Annotated in this window: 23 protein-coding genes; 17 read left to right on the plus strand and 6 right to left on the minus strand. The window is 54.9% G+C overall.

Annotated elements, in window-relative coordinates:
- Nucleotides 1-155: 155 nt before the first annotated feature.
- A complete protein-coding gene (locus DTF_RS0103840; protein WP_027714247.1) occupies nucleotides 156-2,417 on the plus strand; it encodes an NADP-dependent malic enzyme in 2,262 nt (753 codons plus the stop codon).
- 148 nt (nucleotides 2,418-2,565) lie between these two features.
- Entirely contained in the window at nucleotides 2,566-3,963 is a 1,398-nt protein-coding gene (thrC, locus tag DTF_RS0103845) for a threonine synthase (protein WP_027714248.1), read from the plus strand.
- A gap of 111 nt (nucleotides 3,964-4,074) precedes the next feature.
- On the opposite strand, the gene glnA is transcribed toward thrC, so the two are convergent.
- Complete coding sequence (glnA, locus tag DTF_RS0103850) at nucleotides 4,075-5,484, minus strand: type I glutamate--ammonia ligase (protein ID WP_027714249.1); 1,410 nt, start codon at nucleotides 5,482-5,484, stop codon at nucleotides 4,075-4,077.
- A gap of 81 nt (nucleotides 5,485-5,565) precedes the next feature.
- Nucleotides 5,566-5,904 carry a P-II family nitrogen regulator gene (locus DTF_RS0103855; protein ID WP_027714250.1) on the minus strand — a complete coding sequence of 113 codons (339 nt, stop codon included), beginning with the start codon at nucleotides 5,902-5,904 and terminating at the stop codon, nucleotides 5,566-5,568.
- Between the two features lie 389 nt (nucleotides 5,905-6,293).
- On the opposite strand from DTF_RS0103855, the gene DTF_RS25135 reads away from it, so the two are divergent.
- Nucleotides 6,294-7,961, plus strand: a complete 1,668-nt coding sequence (locus tag DTF_RS25135; protein WP_027714251.1) for a hybrid sensor histidine kinase/response regulator — start codon at nucleotides 6,294-6,296, stop codon at nucleotides 7,959-7,961.
- Between the two features lie 9 nt (nucleotides 7,962-7,970).
- On the opposite strand, the gene arcC is transcribed toward DTF_RS25135, so the two are convergent.
- The 3 genes from arcC to DTF_RS0103875 all read right to left on the minus strand — a co-directional run bounded on the left by arcC (nucleotide 7,971) and on the right by DTF_RS0103875 (nucleotide 12,049).
- Nucleotides 7,971-8,930, minus strand: coding sequence for a carbamate kinase (arcC, locus tag DTF_RS0103865; protein WP_027714252.1), 960 nt, complete (start codon nucleotides 8,928-8,930; stop codon nucleotides 7,971-7,973).
- On the minus strand, nucleotides 8,923-10,278 hold the full coding sequence (locus DTF_RS0103870; protein WP_027714253.1) for a GTPase: 1,356 nt from the start codon (nucleotides 10,276-10,278) through the stop codon (nucleotides 8,923-8,925). Before DTF_RS0103870 ends, arcC begins: the two co-directional genes overlap by 8 nt.
- Nucleotides 10,279-10,555: 277 nt before the next feature.
- On the minus strand, nucleotides 10,556-12,049 hold the full coding sequence (locus tag DTF_RS0103875; RefSeq protein ID WP_027714254.1) for an aldehyde dehydrogenase family protein: 1,494 nt from the start codon (nucleotides 12,047-12,049) through the stop codon (nucleotides 10,556-10,558).
- 277 nt (nucleotides 12,050-12,326) lie between these two features.
- Between DTF_RS0103875 and lpxA the strand changes: the two genes are divergently transcribed.
- Nucleotides 12,327-13,118: an acyl-ACP--UDP-N-acetylglucosamine O-acyltransferase gene (gene lpxA, locus DTF_RS0103880; RefSeq protein WP_027714255.1), complete on the plus strand. Its 792-nt coding sequence runs from the start codon at nucleotides 12,327-12,329 to the stop codon at nucleotides 13,116-13,118.
- A gap of 98 nt (nucleotides 13,119-13,216) precedes the next feature.
- Here lpxA and DTF_RS0103885 read toward each other — a convergent pair whose 3' ends face one another.
- Complete coding sequence (locus DTF_RS0103885) at nucleotides 13,217-13,759, minus strand: GtrA family protein (protein WP_155890702.1); 543 nt, start codon at nucleotides 13,757-13,759, stop codon at nucleotides 13,217-13,219.
- A 473-nt stretch (nucleotides 13,760-14,232) separates the two neighbouring features.
- Here DTF_RS0103885 and DTF_RS0103890 point away from each other — a divergent pair, with 473 nt between their 5' ends.
- From DTF_RS0103890 to DTF_RS0103950, 13 genes are all read left to right on the plus strand, one after another.
- On the plus strand, nucleotides 14,233-14,418 hold the full coding sequence (locus tag DTF_RS0103890; RefSeq protein WP_027714257.1) for a Flp family type IVb pilin: 186 nt from the start codon (nucleotides 14,233-14,235) through the stop codon (nucleotides 14,416-14,418).
- A gap of 61 nt (nucleotides 14,419-14,479) precedes the next feature.
- On the plus strand, nucleotides 14,480-15,088 hold the full coding sequence (locus DTF_RS25140; protein ID WP_051360847.1) for a prepilin peptidase: 609 nt from the start codon (nucleotides 14,480-14,482) through the stop codon (nucleotides 15,086-15,088).
- A complete protein-coding gene (locus DTF_RS21765; RefSeq protein ID WP_035055597.1) occupies nucleotides 15,085-15,570 on the plus strand; it encodes a TadE family protein in 486 nt (161 codons plus the stop codon). The genes DTF_RS25140 and DTF_RS21765 overlap by 4 nt, the downstream gene beginning before the upstream one ends.
- A gap of 59 nt (nucleotides 15,571-15,629) precedes the next feature.
- Nucleotides 15,630-16,139 (plus strand): TadE family protein, encoded by a 510-nt coding sequence (locus tag DTF_RS25145; protein ID WP_027714258.1) that lies wholly within the window; start codon nucleotides 15,630-15,632, stop codon nucleotides 16,137-16,139.
- A 70-nt stretch (nucleotides 16,140-16,209) separates the two neighbouring features.
- Entirely contained in the window at nucleotides 16,210-17,049 is an 840-nt protein-coding gene (gene cpaB, locus DTF_RS21775) for a Flp pilus assembly protein CpaB (protein ID WP_081702780.1), read from the plus strand.
- Between the two features lie 18 nt (nucleotides 17,050-17,067).
- Entirely contained in the window at nucleotides 17,068-18,633 is a 1,566-nt protein-coding gene (locus DTF_RS21780) for a type II and III secretion system protein family protein (RefSeq protein ID WP_051360851.1), read from the plus strand.
- Nucleotides 18,634-18,646: 13 nt separating this feature from the next.
- Nucleotides 18,647-18,916: a hypothetical protein gene (locus tag DTF_RS0103920; RefSeq protein WP_027714259.1), complete on the plus strand. Its 270-nt coding sequence runs from the start codon at nucleotides 18,647-18,649 to the stop codon at nucleotides 18,914-18,916.
- 80 nt (nucleotides 18,917-18,996) lie between these two features.
- Nucleotides 18,997-20,832 (plus strand): TadG family pilus assembly protein, encoded by a 1,836-nt coding sequence (locus tag DTF_RS0103925; RefSeq protein WP_027714260.1) that lies wholly within the window; start codon nucleotides 18,997-18,999, stop codon nucleotides 20,830-20,832.
- Nucleotides 20,833-21,009: 177 nt separating this feature from the next.
- A complete protein-coding gene (locus DTF_RS0103930; protein ID WP_162148586.1) occupies nucleotides 21,010-22,119 on the plus strand; it encodes an AAA family ATPase in 1,110 nt (369 codons plus the stop codon).
- A 57-nt stretch (nucleotides 22,120-22,176) separates the two neighbouring features.
- Nucleotides 22,177-23,499, plus strand: coding sequence for an ATPase, T2SS/T4P/T4SS family (locus tag DTF_RS0103935; protein ID WP_035055748.1), 1,323 nt, complete (start codon nucleotides 22,177-22,179; stop codon nucleotides 23,497-23,499).
- A gap of 10 nt (nucleotides 23,500-23,509) precedes the next feature.
- The gene (locus DTF_RS25150) at nucleotides 23,510-24,487 is read left to right on the plus strand and encodes a type II secretion system F family protein (protein WP_051360853.1); all 978 of its coding nucleotides are present in this window, start codon (nucleotides 23,510-23,512) and stop codon (nucleotides 24,485-24,487) included.
- 404 nt (nucleotides 24,488-24,891) lie between these two features.
- Complete coding sequence (locus DTF_RS26820) at nucleotides 24,892-25,485, plus strand: type II secretion system F family protein (RefSeq protein WP_162148587.1); 594 nt, start codon at nucleotides 24,892-24,894, stop codon at nucleotides 25,483-25,485.
- Between the two features lie 247 nt (nucleotides 25,486-25,732).
- The gene (locus DTF_RS0103950) at nucleotides 25,733-26,536 is read left to right on the plus strand and encodes a lipopolysaccharide assembly protein LapB (protein WP_162148588.1); all 804 of its coding nucleotides are present in this window, start codon (nucleotides 25,733-25,735) and stop codon (nucleotides 26,534-26,536) included.
- Nucleotides 26,537-26,641: the final 105 nt, after the last annotated feature.

Here is a 26,641-nt window from a genome sequence, read left to right on the forward strand (position 1 = left end):
ATATTTAATATTACTAAATTTTTTTCTAGACATACTTCAGAACTTTTCCCAAGCACACAATGAAAATAACGTTGTATCTGATGTGGAACCATTTCGCACATAGGGTATCCTTTAAGGCAAATTAAAAAATCAATTACAAGGGAGGATGTTGAATCATGTCCAAACGTCAAGACGCCCTGGATTATCACAGCTCAGGCCGTAAAGGAAAAATCGAAGTCGTTACCACAAAGCCCTGCGCCACCAGCCGGGACCTGTCCCTCGCCTACAGCCCCGGAGTCGCCGAGCCTTGTCTGGAGATCGAAAAAAACCCCAATACCGCCTACGAGTATACCGCCAAGGGAAACCTCGTGGCCGTCGTCTCCAACGGAACCGCGGTTCTCGGGTTGGGAGATATAGGCGCCTTGGCTGGGAAACCGGTCATGGAAGGCAAAGGAGTCCTGTTCAAGCGTTTCGCCGATGTCGACGTTTTCGATATCGAACTCGACACCAAGGATTCCGACGAGATCATCCGCACCGTCAAACTCCTCGAGCCGACCTTCGGCGGCATCAACCTGGAAGATATCAAGGGTCCCGAGTGCTTCTACATCGAGGAAGAGCTCAAAAAGATCATGAACATCCCCGTCTTCCACGATGACCAGCACGGCACGGCCATTATCGCCGCCGCCGGGATGCTCAATGCCCTCGAGATCGTCGGCAAGAAGATCGAGGACGTTAAAATGGTGGTCAACGGGGCTGGTGCCGCCGGAATCGCCTGCGCCAACCTCGCTATATCCCTCGGCATCAAGAAAGACAATGTCATCCTCTGTGATACCAAAGGGGTTATCTACAAGGGACGCACCGCCGGGATGAACGACTACAAGGAGCGCCTGGCCGCCGAAACCGACGCCCGCACCCTGGAGGAGGCGATGGTCGGCGCCGACATATTCTTCGGCGTTTCGGCCAAAGGAGCCGTCACCACCGAGATGTTGCGCTCCATGGCCAAGGACCCGGTCGTCTTCGCCATGGCCAATCCGGACCCTGAAATCACTCCGCCCGAGGCCAAGGAAGTGCGCGACGACGTCATCATCGGCACCGGACGCAGCGACTACAACAACCAGGTCAATAACGTCCTGTGTTTCCCCTTCCTCTTCCGCGGAGCCCTGGACACCCATGCCAGCGCCATCAATGAGGAAATGAAGCTGGCGGCGGTCAAGGCCCTGGCCGACCTCGCCAAGGAGGACGTCCCCGATTCGGTGCGCAAGGCCTACGGCAACGTCGAGATCAGCTTCGGTCGTGAATATCTCATTCCCAAACCCTTCGATCCACGCGTCCTTCTCCATGTCGCCCCAGCCGTTGCCCAGGCGGCCATGGACAGCGGAGTTGCCCGCCGTCCGATTTCCGATATGGAAAAGTACGTGGAGCAGCTCGAAGCTCTGCAGGGCCGCTCCAAGGAGATTATGCGGACGCTGATCAACAAGGCCAAGTCCGACCCCAAGCGGGTGGTCCTTCCTGAGGGGGAAGAAGACAAAATCCTTCGTGCCGCCCAGATCCTCATCGACGAGAAGATCGCCATTCCTATCCTGCTCGGCGACAAGGAGGAAATCTACAACCGGATCGAGGAACTCGGTCTCGACCTCAACGGCGTCCAGATCATCGACCCGATGACCGATTCCAGACGGGGCGAATACATCGACGCTTTTTTCGAGCTTCGCCAGCGCAAAGGGGTAACCCGTGCCGAAGCCAAGCGCCTTATCAAGAAGAACCGCAACTTTTACGGGGCGATGATGGTCGAGAAGGGCGATGCGGATGCCCTCCTCTCGGGAATCGCGCACCATTACCCCGATACCATTCGTCCGGCCCTTGAAATCATCGGAAAACAGGATGGTCTCTCCAAGGTTCACGGGATGTACATGCTGGTCTTCAAAAAGGATGTCGTCTTCTGCGCCGATGCCACGGTGACCATAGAGCCGACCGCCGAGGAGTTGGCCGAAACCGCCATTCTCTCGGCACAGAAAGCCAGGCATTTCGAGGTTGAGCCTAAAGTGGCCATGCTCTCCTTCTCAAACTTCGGCAGCACCGAGCACCCCTTGACCCTTAAGGTCAAGCGTGCCACTGCCCTGGTCAAGGAGCAGGCCCCCGACCTCATCGTGGACGGCGAGATGCAGGCTAACGTTGCTCTCGACCCGGAACTGGTAGCCAACCAGTATCCCTTCTCCGCGCTCAAGGGAGACGCCAACGTTCTGGTCTTCCCCGACCTGCAGTCGGGCAACATCTGCTACAAGCTGCTCATCAAGCTCGGCGGCGCCGAATCGGTGGGGCCGATCCTTATGGGGATGAAGAAGCCGGTGCACGTCCTGCAGCGGGGGGACGACGTGGCCGACATCATCAATATGGCCGCGGTCGCCGTGGTCGACGCCCAGGAAGCGGCCAGGGCATAAATTACCGAACAGCAGCAGAGAAAAAGAGGGGGGGAGCCGGCGGCTCCCCCCTTTTCCATCTTTTCCTTTCCATGTCCGTTCAATCCTGCTAAACTTCCGCGACAAAAAATCCAGTTTTTATATTTTCGCAAAATATCAGAGGTTTTCCATGCGCTACATGAGTACCCGCGGCCAGGTCCGTGGCATACCTTTCAAGGACGCTGTCATGATGGGCCTTGCCGACGACGGCGGACTTCTGCTGCCGGAATCGATTCCTGCCCTATCTCCCGGCGACATCGAGGCGCTGGAGAAGCTGGCCTACCCGGAACTGGCCTTTCAGATCATTTCCCTTTTCGCCTCCGACATTCCCTCTGCGGACCTCAAAGGTCTCATCGAGCGTTCCTACAGCACCTTCACCCATCCCGAGGTCACTCCCGTCAGCCATCAGGACGGAGTGTACATCCTCGAACTCTTCCACGGCCCCACCCTGGCTTTCAAAGACGTTGCGCTGCAGTTTCTCGGGAATCTTTTCGAATATCTTCTCAATGAGCGCGGCGAGAAGATGAATATCGTCGGAGCCACCTCAGGGGATACGGGCAGCGCCGCCATCTACGGTGTCCGGGGAAAAGAGAACATCAACATCTTCATTCTACATCCTCACCAACGGGTTTCACCGGTTCAGGAAATGCAGATGACCACGGTTCTCGACCCCAATGTCCATAATCTGGCAATTCAAGGATCCTTTGATGATGGCCAACGCATCGTCAAGGAAATCTTTGGCGATCTCGAGTTCAAGTCACGCCTTTCGCTTGGCGCGGTCAATTCCATCAATTGGGCCCGCGTTCTTGCGCAGATCGTCTATTATTTCTACGCTTGGGGCCGGGTGCGTCGCCAGACCGGCTGCAACAGTCTCTATTTTTCCGTTCCGACCGGCAATTTCGGTGACATATTCGCCGGCTACATCGCCAAGCGCATGGGGCTGCCGATCCGCCGTCTGGTGCTGGCCACCAACGAGAACAATATCCTGTCCCGATTCGTCCGCAACGGCGATTATTCCACCGGCAATGTTGTGGAGACTCTCTCCCCATCCATGGATATCCAGGTAGCCAGCAATTTCGAACGCTATCTCTTCTATCTCTACGGCGGCAACTCCGAAAGAGTTGCGGCGGCAATGGAATCCTTCAGCCGCGACGGAAGACTGAGCTTTTCTAAAGAGGAAATGGCCGAAGTGGGGAACGATTTTCTTTCCCAGACGGTGGACAGGGACCAGACCATCGATACCATCCGGAGTTTCCACGCCCTCACCGGCTATATCCTCGACCCCCATACCGCAGTCGGAATCAAGGCTGGTCGGGATCTTTCGGGTGGCGAAGCTCCGGTGGTCTGCCTGGCCACTGCGCATCCGGCCAAATTCGGAGAAGCCGTACGCTCGGCCATCGGCCGTGAGCCTGAAATCCCACCTTCGCTGGCAGGCATCGAGGCGCTGGAGAGGCGCTGCGAGATCATCGACGCCGATACCGAGGCAGTCAAAAAGTATGTGGAAAGGAAAACCGTCATTGGTCATTAGTTAAACCGTCATTGGTCAATGGTTGTAACAAATGACAAATTACAAATGACGCCATAAACGAAAAAGCCCCCGATTTCTCGGGGGCTTTTTCGTTTATGGCTTGACGATTATTTAGCAGTCGAAGTAAAGAGCGAATTCCTCGGGACAGGGGCGCATCCGAACGGGATTGACCTCGGCTTCCGTCTTGTAGTCGATCCACATGTCGATGACATCTTCGGTGAATACGTCCCCCTTGAGCAGGAAGGCGTGGTCTTCGCGAAGCGCCTGAAGGGCCTCCTGCAGAGTGCCGGCGACGTTCGGGATGTCTTTGAGCTCTTCAGGGGACAGACCGTAGATGTCCTTGTCCAGAGGCTCGCCCGGATCGATCTTGTTCTCGATGCCGTCGAGGCCGGCCATCAACATGGCGGCGAAGGCGAGATAGCCGTTGCAGGAGGGATCGGGGGTGCGGTACTCGACGCGCTTCGACTTGGGATTATTGGTCACCGGAATCCGCAGAGAGGCGGAGCGGTTGCGGTTGGAGTAAGCCAGGTTTACCGGCGCCTCATACCCAGGAACCAGACGCTTGTAGGAGTTGGTGCTGGGGTTGGTGAAGGCGCACAGGGCTTTGGCGTGCTTCATGATGCCGCCGATGTAGTACATGGCCATTTTGGAAAGGCCGCCGTAGCCATCGCCTGCAAAGAGATTCTGTCCTTCCTTCCACAGGGACTGATGGCAATGCATTCCGGAGCCGTTGTCGCCAAAAAGGGGTTTGGGCATGAAGGTGACGGTCTTGCCGTTGCGCACCGCGACGTTCTTGATGATGTATTTGAACCACTGCAGGGTGTCGCCCATGCTCAGCAGGGAATCGAAACGCATGTCTATTTCGCATTGACCGCCGGTGGCTACCTCGTGGTGGGAAGCTTCGATGCGCATGCCGACGCTCTGCAGCACCTGCACCATCTCATTGCGCAGATCGACGAGCGAGTCGGTGGGAGCGCAGGGGAAGTATCCTTCCTTGTGGCGAGGCTTGTAGCCGAGGTTGGGATACTCTTCGCGGCCGGAGTTCCAGATTCCTTCGTTGGAATCAAGTGAATAGAAAGACTCGTTGGCGCTGGAGCCGTAGCGGACTTCGTCGAAGACGAAGAATTCGGGCTCGGGACCGAAATAGGCGGTATCGGCAATTCCGGTCGACTTGAGGTAGGCTTCGGCCTTCTTGGCGATGAACCGGGGATCGCGGGAGTAGCCTTCGCGGGTGATCGGATCGATGATGTTGCAGATCAGGCTCAGAGTCGGCACGGCGATAAAAGGATCGATTTTAGCCGAGGTGGGATCGGGCATGAGCAGCATATCGCTGTTGTGAATGGGCTGCCAGCCGCGAATCGAGGAGCCGTCGAAACCGATTCCTTCTTCAAAGGTTTCTTCGCTGAATTCGCTGGTGGGGGTGGAAAAGTGCTGCCATATTCCTACGAAATCGAGGAACTTGTAATCGACCATCTGAACGTTGTTTTCGGCAGCAAAAGCTAGGACTTCTCTGGGTGTCATTGCGATCTCCTTTGACAAATTGTATGAAACGGCTCCTTGAAAGGCGCCGGGTTAGGGTTATAAATCAATCGGGATTTAATCCTACAAGGCATCATCGCCGCGTTCACCGGTACGGATGCGGACCACCTCGTCCACGGGCGTGACGAATATCTTGCCGTCTCCAATGCGTCCGGTGCGAGCCGCCTCAGCGATGGTGTCGACGACTTTGGCCACCATGTCGTCGCGGACAATGATCTTCATCATGATCTTGGGAATGAAGTCCACGACATATTCCGCGCCGCGATAAAGCTCGGTATGACCCTTTTGACGGCCGAACCCTTTTACCTCACTGACGGTGATCCCCTGAATCCCGATTTCATTCAAGGCTTCCTTGACCTCGTCTAGCTTGAAGGGTTTGATGATGGCCTCAACTTTTCTCATTTCGGATACCTCCCGGCGAAGTTTTGGTTCTGGAAAAATATGGGCGTCAGTATATATGTCCGTTTCCGGGCAATCAAGTTGATTCTCGACCGGAATTCTCAGGACAAACTAGCAATTTCTTTGCCCAAAAACCAGACTGACATTCGATATCACCCAACTGATTATATTTTAAGGATTTTACCTCAAGGACCCACCCAAGCGGAACCTCAAGGCCATCCGGCTTGCCTACGCATTGAGCACCTTGAATCGGAATCTGCCTACTATTTGTTCAATATCCGGATAAAGCATTTTAATTTCCCCCTGGAGGGTGATTATGTTTGACCAGAAAGGACTTCAGATTGTATAAAAAGACTTCACGAAAAAAAATCCTCCTTCGGAAGTCCTGCTGAATGGGTAGCAGTAAATTCACCATCCTTGTCGTAGACGACAGCCCGACCCAACTGGCCATGGTGCAGGATACCCTGGAAAAAGAGGGGTTCAATGTCGAAACGGCGCAGGATGGCGTCGAGGCCATCAACAAGGTTTATCACTCTCCCCCCAGCCTGATCCTCTCGGATGTCATGATGCCCGAGCTTAACGGGTATCACCTCTGCCGCCTGCTGAAGAACGACCCGCGTACAGCCCATATCCCGATCATTCTCCTCACAAACCTGACCGAACGCCACGACCGGTTCTGGGGAGAGAACGCCGGGGCAGACCTTTACCTGGAAAAAAGCGGTGATCTGACTCCCATTCTGGAAGCAATGGACTCCATGCTGCCGGCGAGGCATCCGAGGACGGACGATGTTACCGCTTCCGGACAGGATGTTAACGGCGCCGACATCCGCTCCCGGATTACAGACATCCTGGACCGCCTGCTCTATGAATCGACCATCTCCAATGAGATCCTAAAACTCACGGGTCTGGCGCATGATACCGATCTTCTGGCCGCGGAATTTCTCACTTTCCTCTCCGTCATCAGTCCTCACAGCACCGCCGGGCTTCTTCTAAAAGACGGACGCGACAAATTCGTTCTGTGCATAAGGACCAATGATCCGATTCCGGAGGCGTTAATTGCCCAGGCCAAGGCTCAGATCCTCAGACAGGCCGGGTTGGAGGAGAACGGTCCCCACTTGATCCGCTACCTGCTGCCGGAACATCTTGAGACGCCCCGCCAGGAAGAACCGGGTCATGAATTTCATACTCTCAGGGTCCTTCCGATCGTGGACGGTGGTGAATTTCTTGCCTCGATAACACTTTTCGACCGAAGAAAAAAACATCTTTCCAGCGGCACCCTGCACGCGCTGAACGTCGCCGCCGACCGTTTTCTCATCGTCTGCCGATATCTACGTAAATTCAAGGAGACAGAGGACGTCAAGGCGGATTTCGTATCGATGCTGGTCCATGACATGCGCTCCCCTCTCACCAGCATCAGAGGATATAACGACGTCCTTGCCGAGGGAATTCTCGGCAGCATCACCGAAGAGCAGAGAGGCGCCTTTAAAAATATCAAAAACGGATGCGATCAATTGCTGTTTCTGATCGAGGATATTCTCGATCTTTCAAAACTGGAAGCGGGGAAAATGCAGCTGCACCCGTGTCCTCTCTCCATCCTCCCAATAGTGGAACGGGCGGCCGCGGGCCTGTCCATGCAACTCAAGGATAAAAATCTCTTCGTCTGCCTCGATATCCCCAGAGATCTTCCCTATGTCATGGCCGACGGAAAACAGCTCTCACGTGTTCTGACCAATCTGCTGACCAACGCAGTCAAATTTTCTCCTCAGGCCGGAAGGATTACCCTGAGCGCCCGCCATGAAACCAACTGCAGGGGGCAGAAGGACTGCCTCGTGATCAGCGTCTCCGACGAGGGTCCCGGCATTCCCCTCAATCAGCAGAAAAAGCTCTTTATCCGATATCAGCAGATCAACACCGGCAACATATTCCGCAAAGGTACCGGCCTGGGGCTCGCCATCTGCAAAGAAATCATCCACCTGCACGGCGGAGATGTCTGGGTGGAAAGCCCGATCAAGAATAACAAAGGCAGCCGATTTTCCTTCTCCCTTCCTCTCGCTCCCTGACCCTGCTCCTCACTCCTCACTCCTCACGATCCTCGTTCCCGTCTTCCCTTCCAGGGCCTCGCCGAGGCGCTCGGGAAGCGTGATCAGCACCTCTTCCCCGCCCGCTTCAAGAAATTCGATGGCAGCCTCAATCTTGGGGCCCATGCTGCCGGGAGGAAATTCGCCGGCGGTCAGCAGTTCCCGGGCGGTCGCAACTCTCATGAATGACAGAGGCTTTTCGTCCGGTTGTCGGAAATCGGCATATACGTATTCCACGGCCGTCAGGATGATCAACCGGCGGGCCCCTAGAGTTTTCGCCAGCAGGGCGGAGGCAAGATCCTTATCGATGACCGCCTCGATCCCGCGCGTGGCGCCATTCTCCTGCCGAATCACAGGTATTCCTCCGCCGCCCGCAGCAATCACCACGACTCCATGTTCCAACAGAATGCGGATCGCTTCCAATTCCATCACTTCCACCGGTCGGGGTGAAGCCACGACCCGCCGATAGCCGCGACCGGCATCCTCGATCAAGAACCATTCCTTTTCCCGGCGCAATTTTTCCGCTTCAGCGCCTGAATAAAAGGGCCCGATTGGTTTGGAGGGTGTAATGAAACCCGGATCTTCGGGATCGACCAGGACCTGAGTCACCAGGCTCACGACCTGGCGGTTCACCCCATGACGGCGCAGTTCATTGGCAAGAGTCTGCTGGATAAGATATCCGACGCCCCCTTCCGAATCGGCGTCACAGACATCCAGCGGCATGGGAGGGACCATGTCTCCCGCCGCCTCGTTCTGCAGCAGCAGATGACCGACGATCGGACCGTTGCCGTGGGTGATCAGCAGAGACCAGCCCTGATTCAGCAGGAGAGGAAGGAAAGCGACCGATTCGCGGATGTGTCGCTGCTGTTCCCCGACATCTCCTCGTTCCCCTTGGCGGATCAGAGAATTCCCCCCCAGTGCCACCACGGCAATCGGTGCTTTTTCAGCCATCCACCCTCCTTGGCTTTTCCCATCGGGAGAGGAATTTTCGAACCGCCTCCTTAATGGGCTCACCCTCCTTCTCCCGGAATTCATAGGTTACCCTTACGACGGGCCGGGAGAGTTTCAGGATGGATGCCAGATCCACGGGACTGGCCGAAAGGACAAGATCGCAGGGCACGGCCTCCAGAGTCTTGCGCAGATCTTCCAGCTGGGCTTCGCTGTACCCCATGGCCGGAACCACCAGCTTGAGATGAGGATATTCCTCATAGGTTTCCAGCAGGCTCCCTGCGGCAAAGGGTCGCGGTTCGATTATCTTCGCAGAAAACCGGCGCGCCGCGACAATCCCGGCGCCAAATTCCATTCCGCCGTGGGTAAGAGTCGGGCCATCCTCGACCACGACTACTTTTTTTCCCTTGATGAGCGGCGGATCGTCCACATCTATGTCTAGATCCCCCTGCACGATCAGGGCTTCGGGGTTGAATCGGGCAACGTTTTCCCGCACCGCGTACAGATCCTTTTCGTCCGCTTCACCGGTCTTGGAGAGGACGATGATCCCGGCCCGCAGAAGATTGACAAGGCCGGGGTAGTACGAAGATTCGTGCCCGGAACGACAGGGGTCGACCAGAACGAATTCCAGGCCGGGCCGGATGAAGGGCAAATCGTTGTTGCCCCCGTCCCAGATGAGAACATCTCCTTCTTCTTCGGCCATGGCCAGGATCCGCTGATAATCGATTCCTGAAAAAAGGGGTACACCCATGCGGATGAGGGACTCGAATTCCTCTCTCTCTTCGATGGTGGACTCGTATCTGTCCAGGTCGTCGAGGTCGAGAAACCGCTGAGCGCTCCGGATGTCGAGACGGCCATATGCCATGGGATGCCTGATGACCGCGGGGCGTCGGCCCATCTTCTGCAGGGTCCGGCAGAGATATCGCGTAAGCGGACTTTTACCGCAGCCGGTCCGGACCGCGCAGACGGAGATGACCGGAAGCGATGAATCGAGCATCGTCAGGGCGGAGCCCACGAGCCGAAAGTCCGGTCCGAGGGCGAGAACGAGGGACGCGGTCTCCATAACCCTTTGATGAGAAAGGTCGCTGTAGGCGAGGATCACTTCGTCCACTGCGCCCCGGCGGATCAGCTCAGGCATCTCCTTTTCGGGAACGATCGGAATACCACCGGGGTAAAGGGGGCCCGCCAGCGATTCTGGATAGCGGCGCCCGTTCTGAAAGGGAATCTGCGCCACGGTGAAGGCAATCACCCGGGTTCCTGGTTCGTCGCGGAACAGGACGTTGAAATTATGGAAATCCCGTCCCCCGGCGCCCATGATGATGATCCGCTTGCGGTGTTCCGTTTTGCTCATGACGGGGCTGTCGAAACCTTAAATTCGCCGGTCCCGGCCGGCAGCCGGGATACTTTCTTTACCGGTCTAAAGAAAGTATCCAAAGAAAGGACACTGCGCTGCGCTGGGCATTACTGTCGCCGTCGGCTGTGACTCTTTTCACTTATTGTAATCGGATAAATCATAGAACACTACGTCTCCGTTGATCCTCCATCTGCCAACGAGGGGTGTTACATAACCGTTTTCCTGGCTATTGCAAAAGAAGGCTGTTCTTGATTTGAACCTTGAACCTTGAACCTCACGGAACCTCAATCTGCGCCTTCTGCAACCGCCCGCTGTAGTCGCGGTAGATGGTTTTGATTCGGGAAAAGAAATCGATCGCCCCCATACGGCCGCCGACCTCCGGATGTCCGGACCCGGAATGCTTGAAACCTCCGAAGGGGAGCTGGATCTCGGCGCCGATGGTGCTGGCGTTAATGTAGACCAGCCCTGTTTCGATCTCCCGCTCGGCTTTCGCCGCCAGATTCGCGTTGCCCGTGTAGATGGAAGCGGACAGTCCGAAACGGGTTCCGTTGACGAGACGGACCCCCTCCTCGAAAGAGCAGCAGCGGATGACCGACACCACCGGGCCGAAAATCTCCTCCTGGGCGATGCGCATCTCCGGAGAAACCCGAGAGAAGATCGTCGGCTCGACAAAGTACCCTTCCGCGAGCGTCCCTTCGGCCGCCCTGCCGCCTCCGATCTGCAGATAAGCTCCTTCCTCCCGGCCGATGCGGATATAGTCGAGAACCTTCTTCAGACCCCGTTCGTTGATCAGCGGTCCGACATCGGTCTCTTTTTTCAGCCCGTCGCCGAGGCTGAGCCGCCTCGCAGCATTGACCAGCATCTCCAGGAAACGATCGTGGACCCCTTCGTGGACAACGATCCGGCTCGCAGCCGTGCAGCGTTGCCCTGCGGTGCCGAATCCTCCCCAGAGCACACCTTCGAGGGCCAGATCGAGGTCGGCGTCGTCCATGATCATAATAGCATTCTTGCCTCCCATCTCGACAGCTATGGGCCGGTGCCGCCGCGCCGCCAGGGATTCCAGCTTCTCACCCACAGCGCAGGAACCGGTGAAGGAGATGCCGTCGATCCCGTCATGCTGCACCAGTGACTCTCCGACCAGTTCCCCCTCCCCGGCCACCAGATTGAGAACCCCGGGGGGCAGTCCGGCCTCCTCCAGGATTTCCACCAAGCGAACGGCGCACAGGGGCGCATCGGACGAAGGCTTGAATACGGCGGTGTTGCCACAGATCAGGGCTGAAAAGATCTTCCAGGAAGGGATGGCGATGGGAAAATTCCACGGGGTGATCAGGGCGAAGACCCCATGAGGAACGCGGATCGATTTGCAGTCCTTGTCAGGCAGCTCCGAAGGGGTCGTCTCTCCGATCAGGCGCCTCCCCTCTCCGGCCATGTAATAGGCCAGATCCACCGCCTCCTGCACATCCCCCAGCCCTTCGGGAAGCACTTTCCCCATCTCCCGGGTCACCAGTTTCCCGAGTTCATCCTTGCGTCCAAGAAGCATTTCAGCAGCCCGGAAGAGAATCTCACCGCGCCGGGGAGCCGGTGTCAGGCGCCATCCGGCATAGGCCTTCCTCGACGCCTCCACCGCCCGGTCGACATCCTCCCGCCCGGAAAGGGGATAGCGGGCAACAACGTCGGTCGTACAGGCAGGGTTGAGGCTTTCCCCGTATTTCCCGGAAGCAGGCTTGACCCACTTTCCGCCGATAAAATTACCGATTTCCACCGTCATGGCTACCTCCTCGGAAAACCCTGATTTACTACAGAGCCAGAGATAACATAGAGATAAGATGTTGATTCCAAATCTTTTCTCTGTGACTCTGTATCTCTGTGGTGAGAATGGCTTTTTGCGATTCCATTTCCTTCAGGATATCAAATGGGGAAGCTGTTTCAACGGGTTGAGCCCTTGCAGAAAACCTTGCAGAAAACCCTTGAACGGAGATTGAGGATGAGGCAATATGTGCGGGCCCTGATGATCCTGATCTGCGTGCATCCGCCAAGGAGAACCCATGCCCGAGATTCATCCCACCGCTTTCGTTCACCCCACGGCTCAACTTGCCGAAGGAGTAGAGGTCGGACCCCAAGCCTTTATCGACGCCGATGTCGTCATCGGGCCAGGAAGCCGCATTCAGCACGGCGCCCATATCGCCCGCTGGACCACCTTGGGCGCCGATAATGTCGTCTATCCCGGCGCCGTCATCGGCCACGACCCCCAGGACATAGGGTACCATGGTGAAAAGGCCTATACCGTCATCGGCGACGGGAATGTCATGCGAGAGGGGTTTACCGTCAACCGCGGCAATCGCGAAGGAACCTCAACCGTCATCGGCAGCCGCAACTACTTCATGATCAACAGCCATGTCGCGCACAACTGCATCATCGGCGACAATGTCATCCTGGTCAACGGGGCCCTTCTAGCCGGTCATGTCGAGGTGGGAGACCGGGCCATCATCTCGGGCAACTGTCAGGTTCACCAGTTCGTGCGCATCGGATCCTTCGCCATGATGCGCGGCGGCTCCGGCGCGGTCAAGGACATCCCTCCCTTCTGCGTCAACGACGGGCTCAGCTGGATTCGCGCCATCAATGCCATCGGTCTGAAACGCAACGGTTTCGACCATCAGCGGATCCGCGCCGTCAAGGAGGCCTTCAAGGTGATTTTCCGCTCTGAACTGGGTCTGGAAAAAGCTCTGGAAAAAGTGGAGAGAGATCTGGAAGTGACAGCTGACGTGCGCCGGATGATCGAATTCATCCGCTCCAGCAAAAGAGGGATCGGCAGCGGACGGGGTTCGAGCCGGGAGTGATGGGGCAAGGTTAAAGGTTAAAGGTTCAAGGTTTTAAAATCAAGAGAAGCTTTCGTTCGCAATAGCCGGCCTGGACAGGCGAATTTAAAGATCCCGGTTCAAGGTGTTTGACGGGATGTAACAATTCGGCATAGTACCGCGCTACTCCCCTCCCCTTCCTTCCCCTCATCCCCTGCAAAAACAAACCGCCGATAAGTCAAAAAATTCCAGACCATGCTGACGGCCGTCGCACCGGCCTTGGCCCCATTGGCCCAGAGGACCGGAGAAGACATACCTTCAAGAGGAAATGCCGTCAGCAGGTAGAGAACCCCGCTGTTGATTGCCAGACCGCCCGTTGAAAATGCGAGAAAAAGAGCATACTGGCCGGGCGAGCCCTTCGATTCATCCTCGAATGTCCACCCCTTATTCATGAGATAACTGTTCAGGCTGGCGAGTACGAAGGCGCCGGCATTGAAAAGTACCAGACCAATGCCGCCTGTGATGCCCGTTATCCACATCAGCAGATTCAGTATTCCGAAATCGAGCAGGGTATTGACCCCGCCGACCGCACCAAAACGAATTGCCTTCATGACGATATCCTTTAGTTTCAGTTTTATAGCTAAAGGATACCATCTTTGGACGGATATGCACCGGTCGCACACTACTTCTCCCAGCTTAGGAAAATTTTCATGGAACCCTTGACACACCCTAAACGAGGTCTAAAGTAAAGACATATAGAATGAATTTTTGAAGTTTCAAACAGATTTGCAAGGCGCGCCGACGGGAAATGCAATGGCGGAATCCAGATCATACTTAAGGATAGGAGGCCTCTCCTTAAAACATCGCGACACCTCGCCTTCGATCTTACTCACCTCCTCCGTCCATCCTTTCCTGTCCGCACTGAGAGTTAACTATCGGAAAGTCTTTTCAGAATCCTCTTTATTCGGACTTCCCCCTCCCAGTCAGTTCATGACGAGGTAGTAATCGATTTGATCGGGGTCCCTATTTATTATTTCAACAACTTAGAAACAAATAAAAAAAACAATTTAAGTCATATTCTTGACAGTGTCCAAAAAGGGGTTAGCTTTTAAACAAATAGATCAAGCAACACCCATCAAAACAAGGAGGTAACATCATGCAAGAACTGTGGACCGGAATTAAAAGGTTTTTAGTGGAAGAAGAGGGAGCGACCGCCACCGAATATGCCGTCATGCTCGCGCTGATCATCCTTATCGCTCTCGGGGCAATCGTTTTCCTGGGCCAAAGGGTCACCAGCGGTTTCAGCACCGTCGCAAGTGCCATCAGCACCGCGGGATCGTGATTCAGAGGATGGTTCTGTAAACCCCCTGTATTGAAGCAGAATATGCACATGAGGCGGCAAGATGGCGATGTTCAACCTGAAAAATTTACCCCGGTACACATCCGGCGCTCTTGCAGTGATTCTTTCTCTCCATTTCATCTATGAAAAAGGAGAGGATATCGCCATTCTTGCTGCCTCGATTTTTTTTCTTCTGATCTGCATTACCGACACTCTCGTTTCGCGGATACCCAACCTCGCCATCCTTGCGGCCGCGTCGGCCGGGCTGGGATACCACACATGGACGACAGGGGCATCGGGGCTCCTGTTTTCCTTTCTGGGACTATTGACCGGATTGGCACTTCTCCTCATTCCCTACCTTATGGGGGGGATGGGAGCGGGCGACGTTAAGGCGCTGGCCGCTCTTGGCTCTCTGCTTGGCTCCGGAGCCGTATTACAAGTCTTCCTCTATGCCGCCCTGGCCGGAGGATTACTGGCGATATTCCATTACGCACTCGCTCATAATCTGAAAGAAAAATGCCTGAATGGAGCAAAAACTCTTCGTGCATTCGCATATACGCATGACGTGAACCTTTTCAGACCTCCCGCCACTACAGAGCGGCTGAGGTTCCCTTATGCCGCCGCAATCGCATTCGGCTTCTATGCCTTCGTAAACTGGGGAGACCTTGTATGAAGATAAGGAATTCCCAAGAGGGCGCCGCCGTCGTTGAATTCACACTCCTGGCTCTGCTTCTCTTGATATTCGTATTCGGCATTATAGAGTTCGGGTTTATCTGGCTTCAGTCCCATTATATTGCCAATGCCTCACGCGAAGGGGCCAGGGTGGCTTCGAAACTCGAAGATCCCACGAGCGGCGATGATTTGCTGACCGTTCAGAACGCTGTCAAGGATTACCTTCGGGGCTCCATCCTATACAGCGACGACATGATAAATGATCCGGGAAAATGTTGCGAAGAGGGAAAGTTCATTTACATCGAGACTCCGATCCTTGAAACAATCTCCGACACCCCGGCAGTGAGAATCAACCTTACAGTGCAAACGGCCGATATCTGGGAGCCGGTGCTTTGGGATCTGTTGAACCTCGTACCCGGTGCGGATCTGGGCGAAGTCAGGCAGATAAGGGAGACGGCTGTCTTCCCAGTGCTGAATAACTGATGGTTTGCGTTGAATGTGCATGCTGACTGTAATTGAATCGATTGGATGATTGACATCGTATGCTGAATTCATTCAAAAAAACAAAATATCCGACCCTTAATCAATACGGCGCAGCGGCCGTGGAATTCGCCGTCATCGCCTCTATTCTGTTCATCATTCTCTTCGCCATCCTCGAATTCGGCCTTCTTTTTCTTCAGGAGCACTTCGTCGCCAATGCAGCCCGGGAGGGAGTGAGAATCGGCGTTCGGGCAAACAACTATAACTGCTTCGACAATGAAGGGGGCTGTCCTCCACCCGCTGTCCGAGTGAACAGAAAGGCCGTCGTTGACCAGGAGGTCAGAAATTACCTGAGTTCTTTTTACAACACGTCGCCAGCCGACATTGTAAATATTCCTGCCCCAGTCGTATCGGGCGATTCAAAAACATTGTCCGTGGAAGTCTCGGTACCCAACTTCTATCCGCCAATCCTTTCCGCCCTGATGAATCTTCTTCCCGGGTCCGGCTTCACCCTGCCGACGACCATTTCTCAAACAGCGACAGGAGAATATGAAGATCCTGAAGAACCATAGAAATTACTAAATAAGAAGTTCACAAGTCAAACGCCGGCGAACCGGCGCTATACAGACAGGCTAAAGGAGGATGATGATGAAAAAGTACGGCACTGTGATCGCACTCGGACTAGCCGTGGTATTCGGAGCTTTAGCCGTTTGGCTCACCAATCAATGGCTGACGACCAGAACGACGGAAGAACAGGTCGTCGTTAAGGAAACGGTCCCCATGACCAAAATCGTTGTTGCCGGGCGGGATCTCGGCATCGGAACGCCGCTGTCCGCGGACAATCTCATTCTGGCCCAGTGGCCCAAGGCGAACGCACCCAAAGGCGCCTTCGAAAACGTCAATGAAGTCGAGGGCCGGGTGGCAATTACACGGCTGAGAGCCGGATCACCGGTGCTGGCCGCCGAACTGGCGGCGCCCGGATCCGGGGCAGGCCTGGTTGCCGTCATCCCCGATGGCAAGCGGGCCATGTCCATCCGCGTCGATGAAGTCATCGGGGTTTCGGGCTTCATCCTTCCCAACACCTATGTCGATGTGATCGCCGTCGGAAATCCCGAGCAGAATCGTCCGCGCGAGGTCAAAACCATTCTGAAGAAGATACAGGTTCTCGCCATCGCCCAGGAAACCACCACCGAAGAAGGCCAGGCCAAGGTGGTGCGCACGGTAACGATGGAAGTGGACCCGGCCGAGGCCGAAAAACTTGCCCTGCAGACCCATCAGGGAAGCATTCACCTGATTTTGCGAAATCCGCTGGAGGAGGAGAAACCGGAGCCGGTCGTGAAAAAGGTCGCCCGGAAGGTCGTCCCCCAGATTAAGCCGAGAGTCTACACTCCCAAGCCGGTCCCTTACGATATTGAAGTCATCCGGGGAACGAACAGGGAAAACGTTCAGTTCAAGACGGCTGAATCAGAGGAAAGACTATAAATTGAAATGGAGGCTTCAATGAAAAACTTCCTGGCAGCATCCTGGGTCGGCAAGGCAACACTGCTGCTGACGCTGTTCTGGCTCTTCTGTAATCTCTCCTTCGCGGCCGAGGCCGAGCGCCGTACCCTGGAGCTCAAGCTGGGAGGTTCCGAGCTGATCAAGACCAGCCACCCCTTCCGAAGGGTCTCTCTCGCGGATCCGACCATTGCCGACGTGGTGGTTCTTTCACCCACGGAAATTTACATCTTCGGCAAAAAGGTCGGATATACGAGCATGATCCTGTGGGAGGCGGATAAGGGGAAAACCCTCCTCGACGTCACCGTCTCTCTCGATCTGACCGCACTGAAAGGGAAACTGCATGATCTTTACCCCGATCAGCAGATTCAGGTCTACGGCACCGAAACGGGAGTCGTCCTCTCCGGAACGGTCTCCGGTCCCGAAGTGGTCGAGCAGGTACTGCGCCTGACGCAGACCTATCTCCCCAAGGAGTCGACGGGCAAAAAGGGCGGTGAGGGAACCGGACGCTCCGGAACCGGAATCACCAATCTGCTCAAAGTCGGCAGCATCCAGCAGGTGATGCTGGAGGTCAAGTTCGCCGAGGTGCGGCGCGACTCCAACCGGGACTGGCAGGCTGCCCTGGGCCTCGGCGGGCTTGGGAGCGATTTCACCGGCGCGGCCGGGGTCGGCAGCGTACTTCAACCCTTCGACATCATCAGCGGTCCCGGCCTGCTGCCGGGCGGCTTTCCAGTTACCGTGCAGAACGGAGTCATAGACGGCCTTGCGCAGAACACGGGCTCTCTCCTGCTGAATTTTGCGGACAACCCCGCGAACATCTTTGTCAACATTGACAATTTCACCGCTGCCTTCCGTTTCCTCGAAGGCGAAGGGCTCGCGAGGCTTCTGGCCGAACCGCGGCTGGTGACGCAGAGCGGTCAGGAAGCCAGTTTTCTGGCCGGCGGGGAATTTCCCATCCCCGTTTCCCAGGATGAGGATACGATCACTATCGAATACAAGGAGTTCGGCGTTGGCCTGGTCTTCACACCGATCGTCCTAAGCGACGGGAAGATCAGCCTTCGAGTCGCTCCTAGCGTGAGCGCAATTACCAGCACCAGTGTCATACCAACGGGCATACAGGGTGCCGACTTCATCGTTCCCAGTCTCTCCACCCGCAAGCTCGAATCGACGGTACAGCTCTACGACGGGCAGACCCTGGCCCTGGCCGGTCTGCTGCAGGACAATATCAATGAAGCCGTCAGAAAGGTTCCAGGCCTTGGGGATATTCCCATCCTTGGCTCCCTCTTCCGCAGCTCCAGCTTCCAGCAGGAAAAAACGGATCTTCTTATCACCGTCACCCCTCACTTGATCAAACCCGACAGAGAGAACTCCATCAGTTATCCGGGTGAATATTTCCAGATCCCCAATCGTTTCGAATTCTATCTGGAAGGGCGTCTTGAGGGGAGAAGGTCGCCAAATGACCCCTCGGCCTTCGGAAGGCACAGCTTCGCCCAACAGATGGTGCCGGTGAGCGATCAGGGTGGTCTGGAAGGGGAATTCGGAAATCAACCGGTCACGGTAGAGCAATAAAGGAGGAGCAAACATGAAACGTCTAGTCCTGATTGTCGCATGCATGACCCTGCTGGGGGGATGCGCCTCCTTTAAGGAAGCCTATTATCTGGACCGGGAATACGGCATGGCCAGCCAGGCGGCCTGGGACAAGCAGGTCGCCTACCCCGATTACCGCTACGCGGCTAAAGTCCCTGAGACGACTGAAGGGATCACCGCCGAAGAAGTCATGGATGTTTACAATGGAACCTTCGGCGATGTACCGGAAGAGGTCAACATATTTCAAATGGGTATTGAACAGTAAACCTGATCTTTACCGTGCATAATCGTGGATCGTCAAGCAGGCCTGGCTTTCCCCAAGACCTGCCCCAAAAGGGGAAGAGCATGAAATCATACGGATACCTGAACAACGCGAAAGGCGCAGTGGCCCCCCTGGTGGCCATCATGCTGGTGGTTATCATCGTCTGCGTTGCGGTGGTGGTCGACCTGGGGCACATTCATAACGTCAAGATCCAGCTGCAGAGGGCCGTCGATGCGGCGGCCCTTGCCGGCGCCAACCAACTCGACGGATCGGCCGGAGCAGTCCAGGCGGCAAAAGATGAGGCTGAAGCGGTGGCTGCAGCCAACCAGGTTGACCAGGAAAGCGTCGCCATCGTGGCGGGCGATCTTGTGGACCCAAGCGACCCCGACAGCACACATTATGTGGAAGTGGGGCGCTGGGACAGTGAGGCTCTGGGATCGCTGGCTTCCGACCGCTTCGACCCTGCGGGAACGCCGCCGAACGCCGTGAAGGTAACCGCGACCCGCTCCGTCAGCCATGTCTTCTTCTTCTTCGTGCCGGCCACCGATGTCATCGCCGACGCCATTGCGGTGGCAAAACCCCAGGTACCTATTCTGCCCTTGGCTGTCGTCACCTGCGTTCCGGCTGAAAGAATGCTTGAAAACCCGGGCGGTCTCCCAGACCTAAACGTCTGCGGCATCACCAGCTACAAATTTACCAATGATCAGAACGATACGGCAGCCTGGACGTCGTTGACCTTCGGAGCAAATGCAAACGATATCATAGATTTCATGAGCACCGAGGATGGAGCAATCAAATTCAACAAAATAATCTTCGGCAAGGGACTTGAGAATGTAAACCAGTCCAAAGGAATCGAGAATGAGATTGTGGATTCCGGAGCCACTCTCCCTTTCAACTCCGGTTATCTGGGCTGTCCGGATAACACCGGCTCTTTCCCCAATGGTTTCAACATTACCTGCGGCCTTGGGCAGATCGAGGGTGAAGACCTCGCCGCACCGAGCGAATATGACATAAATCCCCCGCCACTGAATCCGGACGCCAACGGCATTTATGGGCCCGTGGCAGGATTCGACCCGCTGACTGACTACGGCAAATACGCCCTGCCCCGCTGGTACAACCTCCACAATGACGATCCGCCCACTTTCGAAAGTGCTGATCACTTCACACGCCTCTGGTCCCAGGACGGCATCCTGCTACCCGGAAGCGGTGAATCGGATCCAGATTATGTCGCACGCTTGGGCACCTACGCCACCTGCCCCGACTCCGATCCAAGCTGCAAGCCCTATGGCGACGACCGTTTCAGGATCATCGGCAACACTGAAAACTTCATCGTGGAACCCAGCGGCCAGTTTGCCCACAACCTGAACGCCGCGCTTGGCTTCACACCCGACTACTGGCCGGATTTCGGCAAAATCCTCAAACATGCCGGATACCCGAAAGTCGGCGTTATCAACGGCAACACTGTGAATGTCCTGAGTGCCTTCATAAATAATGAGAATGTTTCCGACGGGACAGACCTGAGATGCAGGGACAACGAACCATTTCCCGAGGGAGAAAAGACTCTCAGGGTCAACGCCCCCGTCATTTTTGCCGGTGCATGCGAGGACTGGCAGGCCGTCAGCAATGCCTCGAATCATGACCTCCGCTATATTGGGCTCTCCAAGCTCCTCCTGACCAGGGTCTGGACCAACCAGGGCGCATTCGACTGCGGAGAAGACAGTGAGGTCGTACAACTCCATGGCGGGGAAACCTGCAGCGCTACGGATTTCGACCCGACCCTGCGAAGCGGCACCTATTTCAGCGTGGATGGAGTCACTGTTCCCGCAAGTTTGCTTGCACTTGAAGGCCTGACTCTGGAACCGGTGGCTGATGATGAAGATGATCAAGGCAGCCTTCTAAAAGTATTTTTAGTTGAGTAATTCAGATAAAACAGGTTGAGATTTATTTTATTTCTATCTATTAAACTTGCTCATCAACATATGTGATATAGAATTTAAGTAAATCATGATCATACAAAGGACGGACTAATGGCAAAAGATCTCATACTATCTATCAAAATCGATGATGTCAGGATTAAGGAATCGATATCGGAAGAATTGAAGAGAATTTCTGACATCCAGGTGGTTCAATGGCACGATTCACCGGGTGAACGGGGCCTCACTTCCGTAAAATCGAATCCGAATATCATCATCGTGAATGATGTGCCGGAATCGACCGAGATTTTCGCCAGACTCTCCGACCTCTCCCAGGATTTCCCCCAAGCGGCCATTTTCGTCGTTTCCACGGACAAACGTCCCAAGCATATCGTCGAGGTCATGAAAGCGGGCGTATCCGAATATTTGCTTGCTCCTGTCGATCCGGAACTACTGACCAAAGCGATTGAAGAGGTCCGCACCAAGCTTGCAACCAACGGCAAGATGGCCAAAGGGAAGATCTACAGCTTCATCAGCAGCAAGGGGGGGCTCGGTTCCACGGTCATCGCCGTGAACGCCGCCGCGGCTCTCGTGAAGAGCAAGGGAGGTTCCGTGGCACTGTGCGACATGAGCTTCCAGTCCGGAGACAGTTCCGTGCTTCTGGACATGGTTCCTCCAACCTCCTTTATCGATATCTGCAAGAACTATCATCGCCTGGATGTCGCTCTGCTCAGAGGCTGCATGACCAGGCATAGAAGCGGCGTGGATTTTCTTGCCGCCCCTCCGAACCCCGAGCAAAGTGAAGATATTCGTGCCGATCACATTGAAAAGACGTTCGATCTGGTCAAAAAGCTCTACGATCATATCGTTGTGGATTGCACTTCCATGTACATCGACGAGTGTACGGTCGAAGCGTTCAACGCCTCGCACAAGGTTTTCATCGTCACGGACATGTCGGTGCCGGCGATTCGAAATGCCGCACGGCTTTTCCGTTCAATCCAAAAGCATGGCCTCAATCCGCAAAAAATGGAATTCGTCGTCAACCGATATACAAAAGGCGGCACCCTGTCTATCGAGGAGGTGGAAAAAACTCTGGGGAAAAAGATTTACTGGCTTTTCCCGAACGATTTTGACGATATCGTATCTTCGATCAACCGGGGAGCGCCACTTGTCGGATTCAATCCTCAGGCTCCTTTTTCAAAAAACGTTTTCGACTTTTCCAGACATCTGCTGAACCCTCAAGCATCTGAGGCTTATCGGGGAATCAGGGGAGCTTTCGGAAAAGCGATTTAGGAGGAAACCGTGGCACTTAAAGACCTTCTCGGCAGAAGCGGCAAAGGCGGCGAAGCTCTGAATATTCAACCTCTCGAAGAGACGGTACGGGCGATATCCGAAAGAGAAAACTTCTTTTATGAGGTAAAGCAGAAAATTCATAGCCGCCTTATCGAGGAAGCCAATCTTTCAGCTCTGGACACCCTGAATGCCTCCGAGATCAGACCCGAAATCGCCAGCCTGGTCGATTATTTCCTGAGCGAAGAGAAAGTTCTGCTTAATGAGGAGGAGCGAAACTCCCTGGTTCTCGAGATCCTCGATGAACTGATGGGGCTGGGGCCGATCGAGCCGTTTTTCAAAGACCCGACCGTTTCTGATATCCTCTGCAATACCTATAAAAACATCTACGTTGAACGTCATGGCCTGCTCGAAAAAACGAATGCCCGTTTCATCGATAACGGCCACCTGATGAACATCATCGACCGGATCATCTCCCGGGTCGGGCGCCGCATCGACGAATCTTCCCCGATGGTCGATGCCAGACTTCCGGACGGTTCCCGCGTCAATGCCATCATCCCTCCCCTGGCGATCGACGGCCCGACGCTCTCCATCCGCCGCTTTGCAGTCAAACCGCTGAAAATGGAAGATCTGATCAGGAACAAAACCCTCACTCCCGACGTGGCGATATTTTTTGCGGGCTGCATCAAGGCCAAACTCAACATCATGATCTCCGGCGGAACAGGCGCGGGTAAAACGACACTGCTCAACATCCTTTCGGCGTCTATCCCCGCCAACGAACGGATCGTCACCATCGAGGATTCCGCGGAACTCCAGCTGCAGCAGGAGCATGTTGTCCGCCTCGAAACCCGGCCGCCCAGCATTGAGGGGACCGGAACGGTCACTCAGCGGGACCTGGTGCGCAACAGCCTTCGGATGCGTCCCGACAGGATCATCATCGGCGAGGTCCGCGGCGCCGAATCATTTGACATGCTGCAGGCGATGAATACCGGTCACGAGGGCTCCCTGACCACTGTTCATGCCAATACTCCCCGGGATTCCCTGACGCGTCTCGAGTCGATGATCCTGATGTCCGGCGTCGATCTTCCCGAAAAAACCATGCGCTTCATGGCTTCTTCCGCCCTTGATTTGATTATTCAGGTTTCCCGCATGACCGACGGCACCAGGAAGATCACCTCCGTCAGCGAAGTGGTCGGGATGGAAGGCGAGGTGATCACCCTTCAGGAGATCTTCGTATTTGAGAAAAAGGGGATCGATAGGAACGGAAAGGTGCTCGGCCGCTTCACGGCGACGGGCATTCGCCCCAAGTTCGCCGAAAAACTTGAACTCGCCGGCATCGACATTCCCGACGATCTCTTCTCCACAAGCAAGTATTACGAGTAGCGGAGGCATTATGGATCTGCTGACAGTCTTTTTATTAGGTGCCGTCTTTCTATTTACATTTACCATCGTCGAATTGCTTTATCTCTTCTGGGCGGAAAGCAAATTTGCCGAAAAACGCACGGTAAAGAAACGTCTCCTTTACATATCGGCGGGCGGCAAGCATGGTCAGGAGAAATTGACGCTGTATCGGGACCGGGCACTGAAGGATGCCGGATTTTTCGAGAGGCTCGTCTTCAAGCTCCCGCGAATCCCCAGCCTGGACCGCATGCTGCTGAAGGCGAAAATCCCCCTCAATGCCACGACCTTTATCGTCGGCAGCATCGCCCTCGGGGGGATTGGTCTTCTCCTCGGTCTCAGATACTTCACCCAGACCCTGCCAGCCCTGGGGTTGGGTGTGCTGCTCCTGGCGCTTCCGTATTTCCTTCTAAAAATCGCGGAAAAAACTTATTACGCCAAGTTCCAGGAACAACTACCCGAAGCTCTCGACCTTCTGGCACGGGCGGTACGATCAGGATACGCCCTGACTGCGGGACTTGAGGTTATCGCCGAGGAAATGGCCGAACCGATCAAGTCGGAGTTTGCCGCGGTTGTCGACGAGGTAAATCTGGGACTCACTCTGAAGGAAGCACTTTACAATTTGTGCGAGCGGGTACCGGGAATGGACATGCGTTTCTTCACCATCGCCGTGCTGGTTCAGAAGGAGACTGGAGGCAACATCGCCGAGATTCTCGACAACATAAGTCGCCTTATAAGGGAAAGAGTTCAGTTCGCGCGTCAGGTAAAAGCACTGACCGCTGAAGGAAGATATTCGGCAGGCATTCTCATCGCCCTTCCCATTCTTATGTTCATCTACGTGTATTTCGTTAACTATGACTACATATCCTCCCTGTGGCAACACGAAGCCGGACTTTACATGATGTACGGTGCGGTGATTTTACAGATCACAGGAGCCTATTTCATCAAGAAGATTGTCTCGATCGAGATATAGAGGTATCTATGAATACGCTATTGAATTATTTTTACGTCCTCCTGGATAATCTCGATTACTATGGAATCCTGACATTGACCTTTCTGACGGTCGCTACTGCCATCCTAGCGATTTTTTTCATCTTCAACCGAAGGAGTGCCCTTAGTCAGAGACTTGCACGTCTTTCGCCTTCCGGCAGCAAAACCGCCATTTTGCAGAAACCAAAACTGTTGGAAGATGAGGGAAACGGACTGGTCGCCAAAATTTCCAGGCCCCTCCATGAAGTTGTCGCGCCCAGGAAAGGAGCCACAAAGAAAAAGCTTCGCCTTAAGCTGATTCGGGCCGGTTTCAGATCGGAAAAAGCGTTTAGAACCTTCCTGACTGCCAAAGTTGTGCTAGGAGTCCTTTTCCCTGCCGCATATCTGGTGACGAAGCTGTTTTACCGCTTTACCCCCGACATGTTCCTGATATGCATCGCTCTTGCGGGTCTCGGTTTTTTACTCCCGAATATCTACATCTGGCTGGTCGCCCGAGGGCGCCAAAGTGCCATGGAAAAAGCTCTTCCCGATGCTCTCGACCTGATGGTCGTGTGCGTCGAATCCGGTCTCGGTCTCGATATGACCTTCAAGCGGGTGGGTGATGAAATCCGCCCCATCGACTCCAACCTGAGTGATGAATTCCATCTGACCAACCTTGAAATCAGGGCGGGGAGACCCAGGGATGAAAGTTTCAAGGACCTTTCCGTCCGCACCGGCCTTTCCGAGGTTCACAACCTGATGACCATCCTCGTTCAGACCAGCCGCTTCGGCACCAGCGTTGCAAAAGCGCTTCGCGTTCATGCGGATGCCATGCGAGTTAAACGGCGGCAGATTGCCGAGGAGAAAGCGGCGAAATCGACAGTGAAGTTGATTTTCCCCCTGATCTTTTTCATTTTCCCGGCTATCTTTGTCGTCCTTGTCGGGCCGGCGGCCATTCAGATCGCCACGGTTCTTTTCCCGGTTCTTGGGGGAGGGAAATAGGTACGTTTTCAGGCGTGAGACGCTTGTCCGACTAGCCTCGGCGAAGGCGGATAAGGCGAATATTACAGGAGGTGTCATCTTGTTCAAATTCAATCTCCACTCTAATTCAGGGAACAGATTTTTCACCCCCGTCGCTCTCGTTAGAAAGACGACCTTACTCGTTCTCTTTTCTTTCCTTTGCGCCTGCAGCACCACGGTCCACCAGAAACCCGCGGATCCGATTTCCCTCAAGAATTTCGACGATCAAGTGGACAAGGAAAAGGCGCTCTCCAACCTCGGTGAGGAGGAATTGGTCCACAAAGGGAATGCTTACCTTAAGAAGGGAAATCTCCAACTGGCCACCCTGCACTTCTCCGTAGCCCTTGCAAAGAATCCGAAATCCGCACCGGCCTGCACGGGTATCGGTCAGGTTCTGCTTGCTAAAGGAGAATTCTCCAAAGCGCGGGATGCTTTCGCCAAAGGCTTGGAACATGATGAAAACTACCGTCCCGCCCTGCTTGGAATGGCCATGGCTTATCGAAAACAGGGTGACCCCGAAGCAGCTGTCGTGCACCTGGAAAAAGCGCGTGCAGCCGGGCCGGACGATATTGAAGTCCTGACCGAGATGGCCGTGACCTATGATGCTCTTGGTCAAGAGCTTTTGGCCGAACCTCTGTATACCAGGGTGATTGAACTGAAGCCTCACAAAGCATCCGGATACAACAACCTGGGCTTCAATTATCTACTCCAGGGCCGCTATTCGGAAGCGATTGCCACCTTCTCCAAGGCCATGAGTCTTGAGACACCGAGCATCATGATGCGGAATAATCTTGCCGCAGCCTATGTGTTGAATGGACAGGACGAAAATGCCCTCCGGCTCTTCGAGAAGACCGTAGGCAAGGCATCGGCCTACAACAACATCGGGTATATACACATGACTCAAGGGAACTGGGATCTGGCAGAGAAAGCTTTTATACAGGCCTTGGAACTGAATCCCACATATTATGCACGGGCCCAGGACAATCTGGATCGTCTGTACCGGTACCGGATGAGCATGAGGTCAGGGGAATAAAAGGCATATTTGGCCGCAGATGAATGCAGATGGCCACAGATCAGGGCAAAAGCAGAATTTCGGACCTGATTTCATCTGCGTTAATCTGCGTGTATCTGCGGTTAA

This window comes from Desulfuromonas sp. TF (assembly GCF_000472285.1).
Taxonomy (GTDB): domain Bacteria; phylum Desulfobacterota; class Desulfuromonadia; order Desulfuromonadales; family ATBO01; genus ATBO01.

Coding starts and splice junctions, on each gene's coding strand:
- DTF_RS0103840 (WP_027714247.1), top strand. CDS start 156: ATGTCCAAACGTCAAGACGCCCTGGATTATCACAGCTCAGGCCGTAAA.
- thrC (WP_027714248.1), top strand. CDS start 2,566: ATGCGCTACATGAGTACCCGCGGCCAGGTCCGTGGCATACCTTTCAAG.
- glnA (WP_027714249.1), bottom strand. CDS start 5,484: ATGACACCCAGAGAAGTCCTAGCTTTTGCTGCCGAAAACAACGTTCAG.
- DTF_RS0103855 (WP_027714250.1), bottom strand. CDS start 5,904: ATGAGAAAAGTTGAGGCCATCATCAAACCCTTCAAGCTAGACGAGGTC.
- DTF_RS25135 (WP_027714251.1), top strand. CDS start 6,294: ATGGGTAGCAGTAAATTCACCATCCTTGTCGTAGACGACAGCCCGACC.
- arcC (WP_027714252.1), bottom strand. CDS start 8,930: ATGGCTGAAAAAGCACCGATTGCCGTGGTGGCACTGGGGGGGAATTCT.
- DTF_RS0103870 (WP_027714253.1), bottom strand. CDS start 10,278: ATGAGCAAAACGGAACACCGCAAGCGGATCATCATCATGGGCGCCGGG.
- DTF_RS0103875 (WP_027714254.1), bottom strand. CDS start 12,049: ATGACGGTGGAAATCGGTAATTTTATCGGCGGAAAGTGGGTCAAGCCT.
- lpxA (WP_027714255.1), top strand. CDS start 12,327: ATGCCCGAGATTCATCCCACCGCTTTCGTTCACCCCACGGCTCAACTT.
- DTF_RS0103890 (WP_027714257.1), top strand. CDS start 14,233: ATGCAAGAACTGTGGACCGGAATTAAAAGGTTTTTAGTGGAAGAAGAG.
- DTF_RS25140 (WP_051360847.1), top strand. CDS start 14,480: ATGGCGATGTTCAACCTGAAAAATTTACCCCGGTACACATCCGGCGCT.
- DTF_RS21765 (WP_035055597.1), top strand. CDS start 15,085: ATGAAGATAAGGAATTCCCAAGAGGGCGCCGCCGTCGTTGAATTCACA.
- DTF_RS25145 (WP_027714258.1), top strand. CDS start 15,630: ATGCTGAATTCATTCAAAAAAACAAAATATCCGACCCTTAATCAATAC.
- cpaB (WP_081702780.1), top strand. CDS start 16,210: ATGATGATGAAAAAGTACGGCACTGTGATCGCACTCGGACTAGCCGTG.
- DTF_RS21780 (WP_051360851.1), top strand. CDS start 17,068: ATGAAAAACTTCCTGGCAGCATCCTGGGTCGGCAAGGCAACACTGCTG.
- DTF_RS0103920 (WP_027714259.1), top strand. CDS start 18,647: ATGAAACGTCTAGTCCTGATTGTCGCATGCATGACCCTGCTGGGGGGA.
- DTF_RS0103925 (WP_027714260.1), top strand. CDS start 18,997: ATGAAATCATACGGATACCTGAACAACGCGAAAGGCGCAGTGGCCCCC.
- DTF_RS25150 (WP_051360853.1), top strand. CDS start 23,510: ATGGATCTGCTGACAGTCTTTTTATTAGGTGCCGTCTTTCTATTTACA.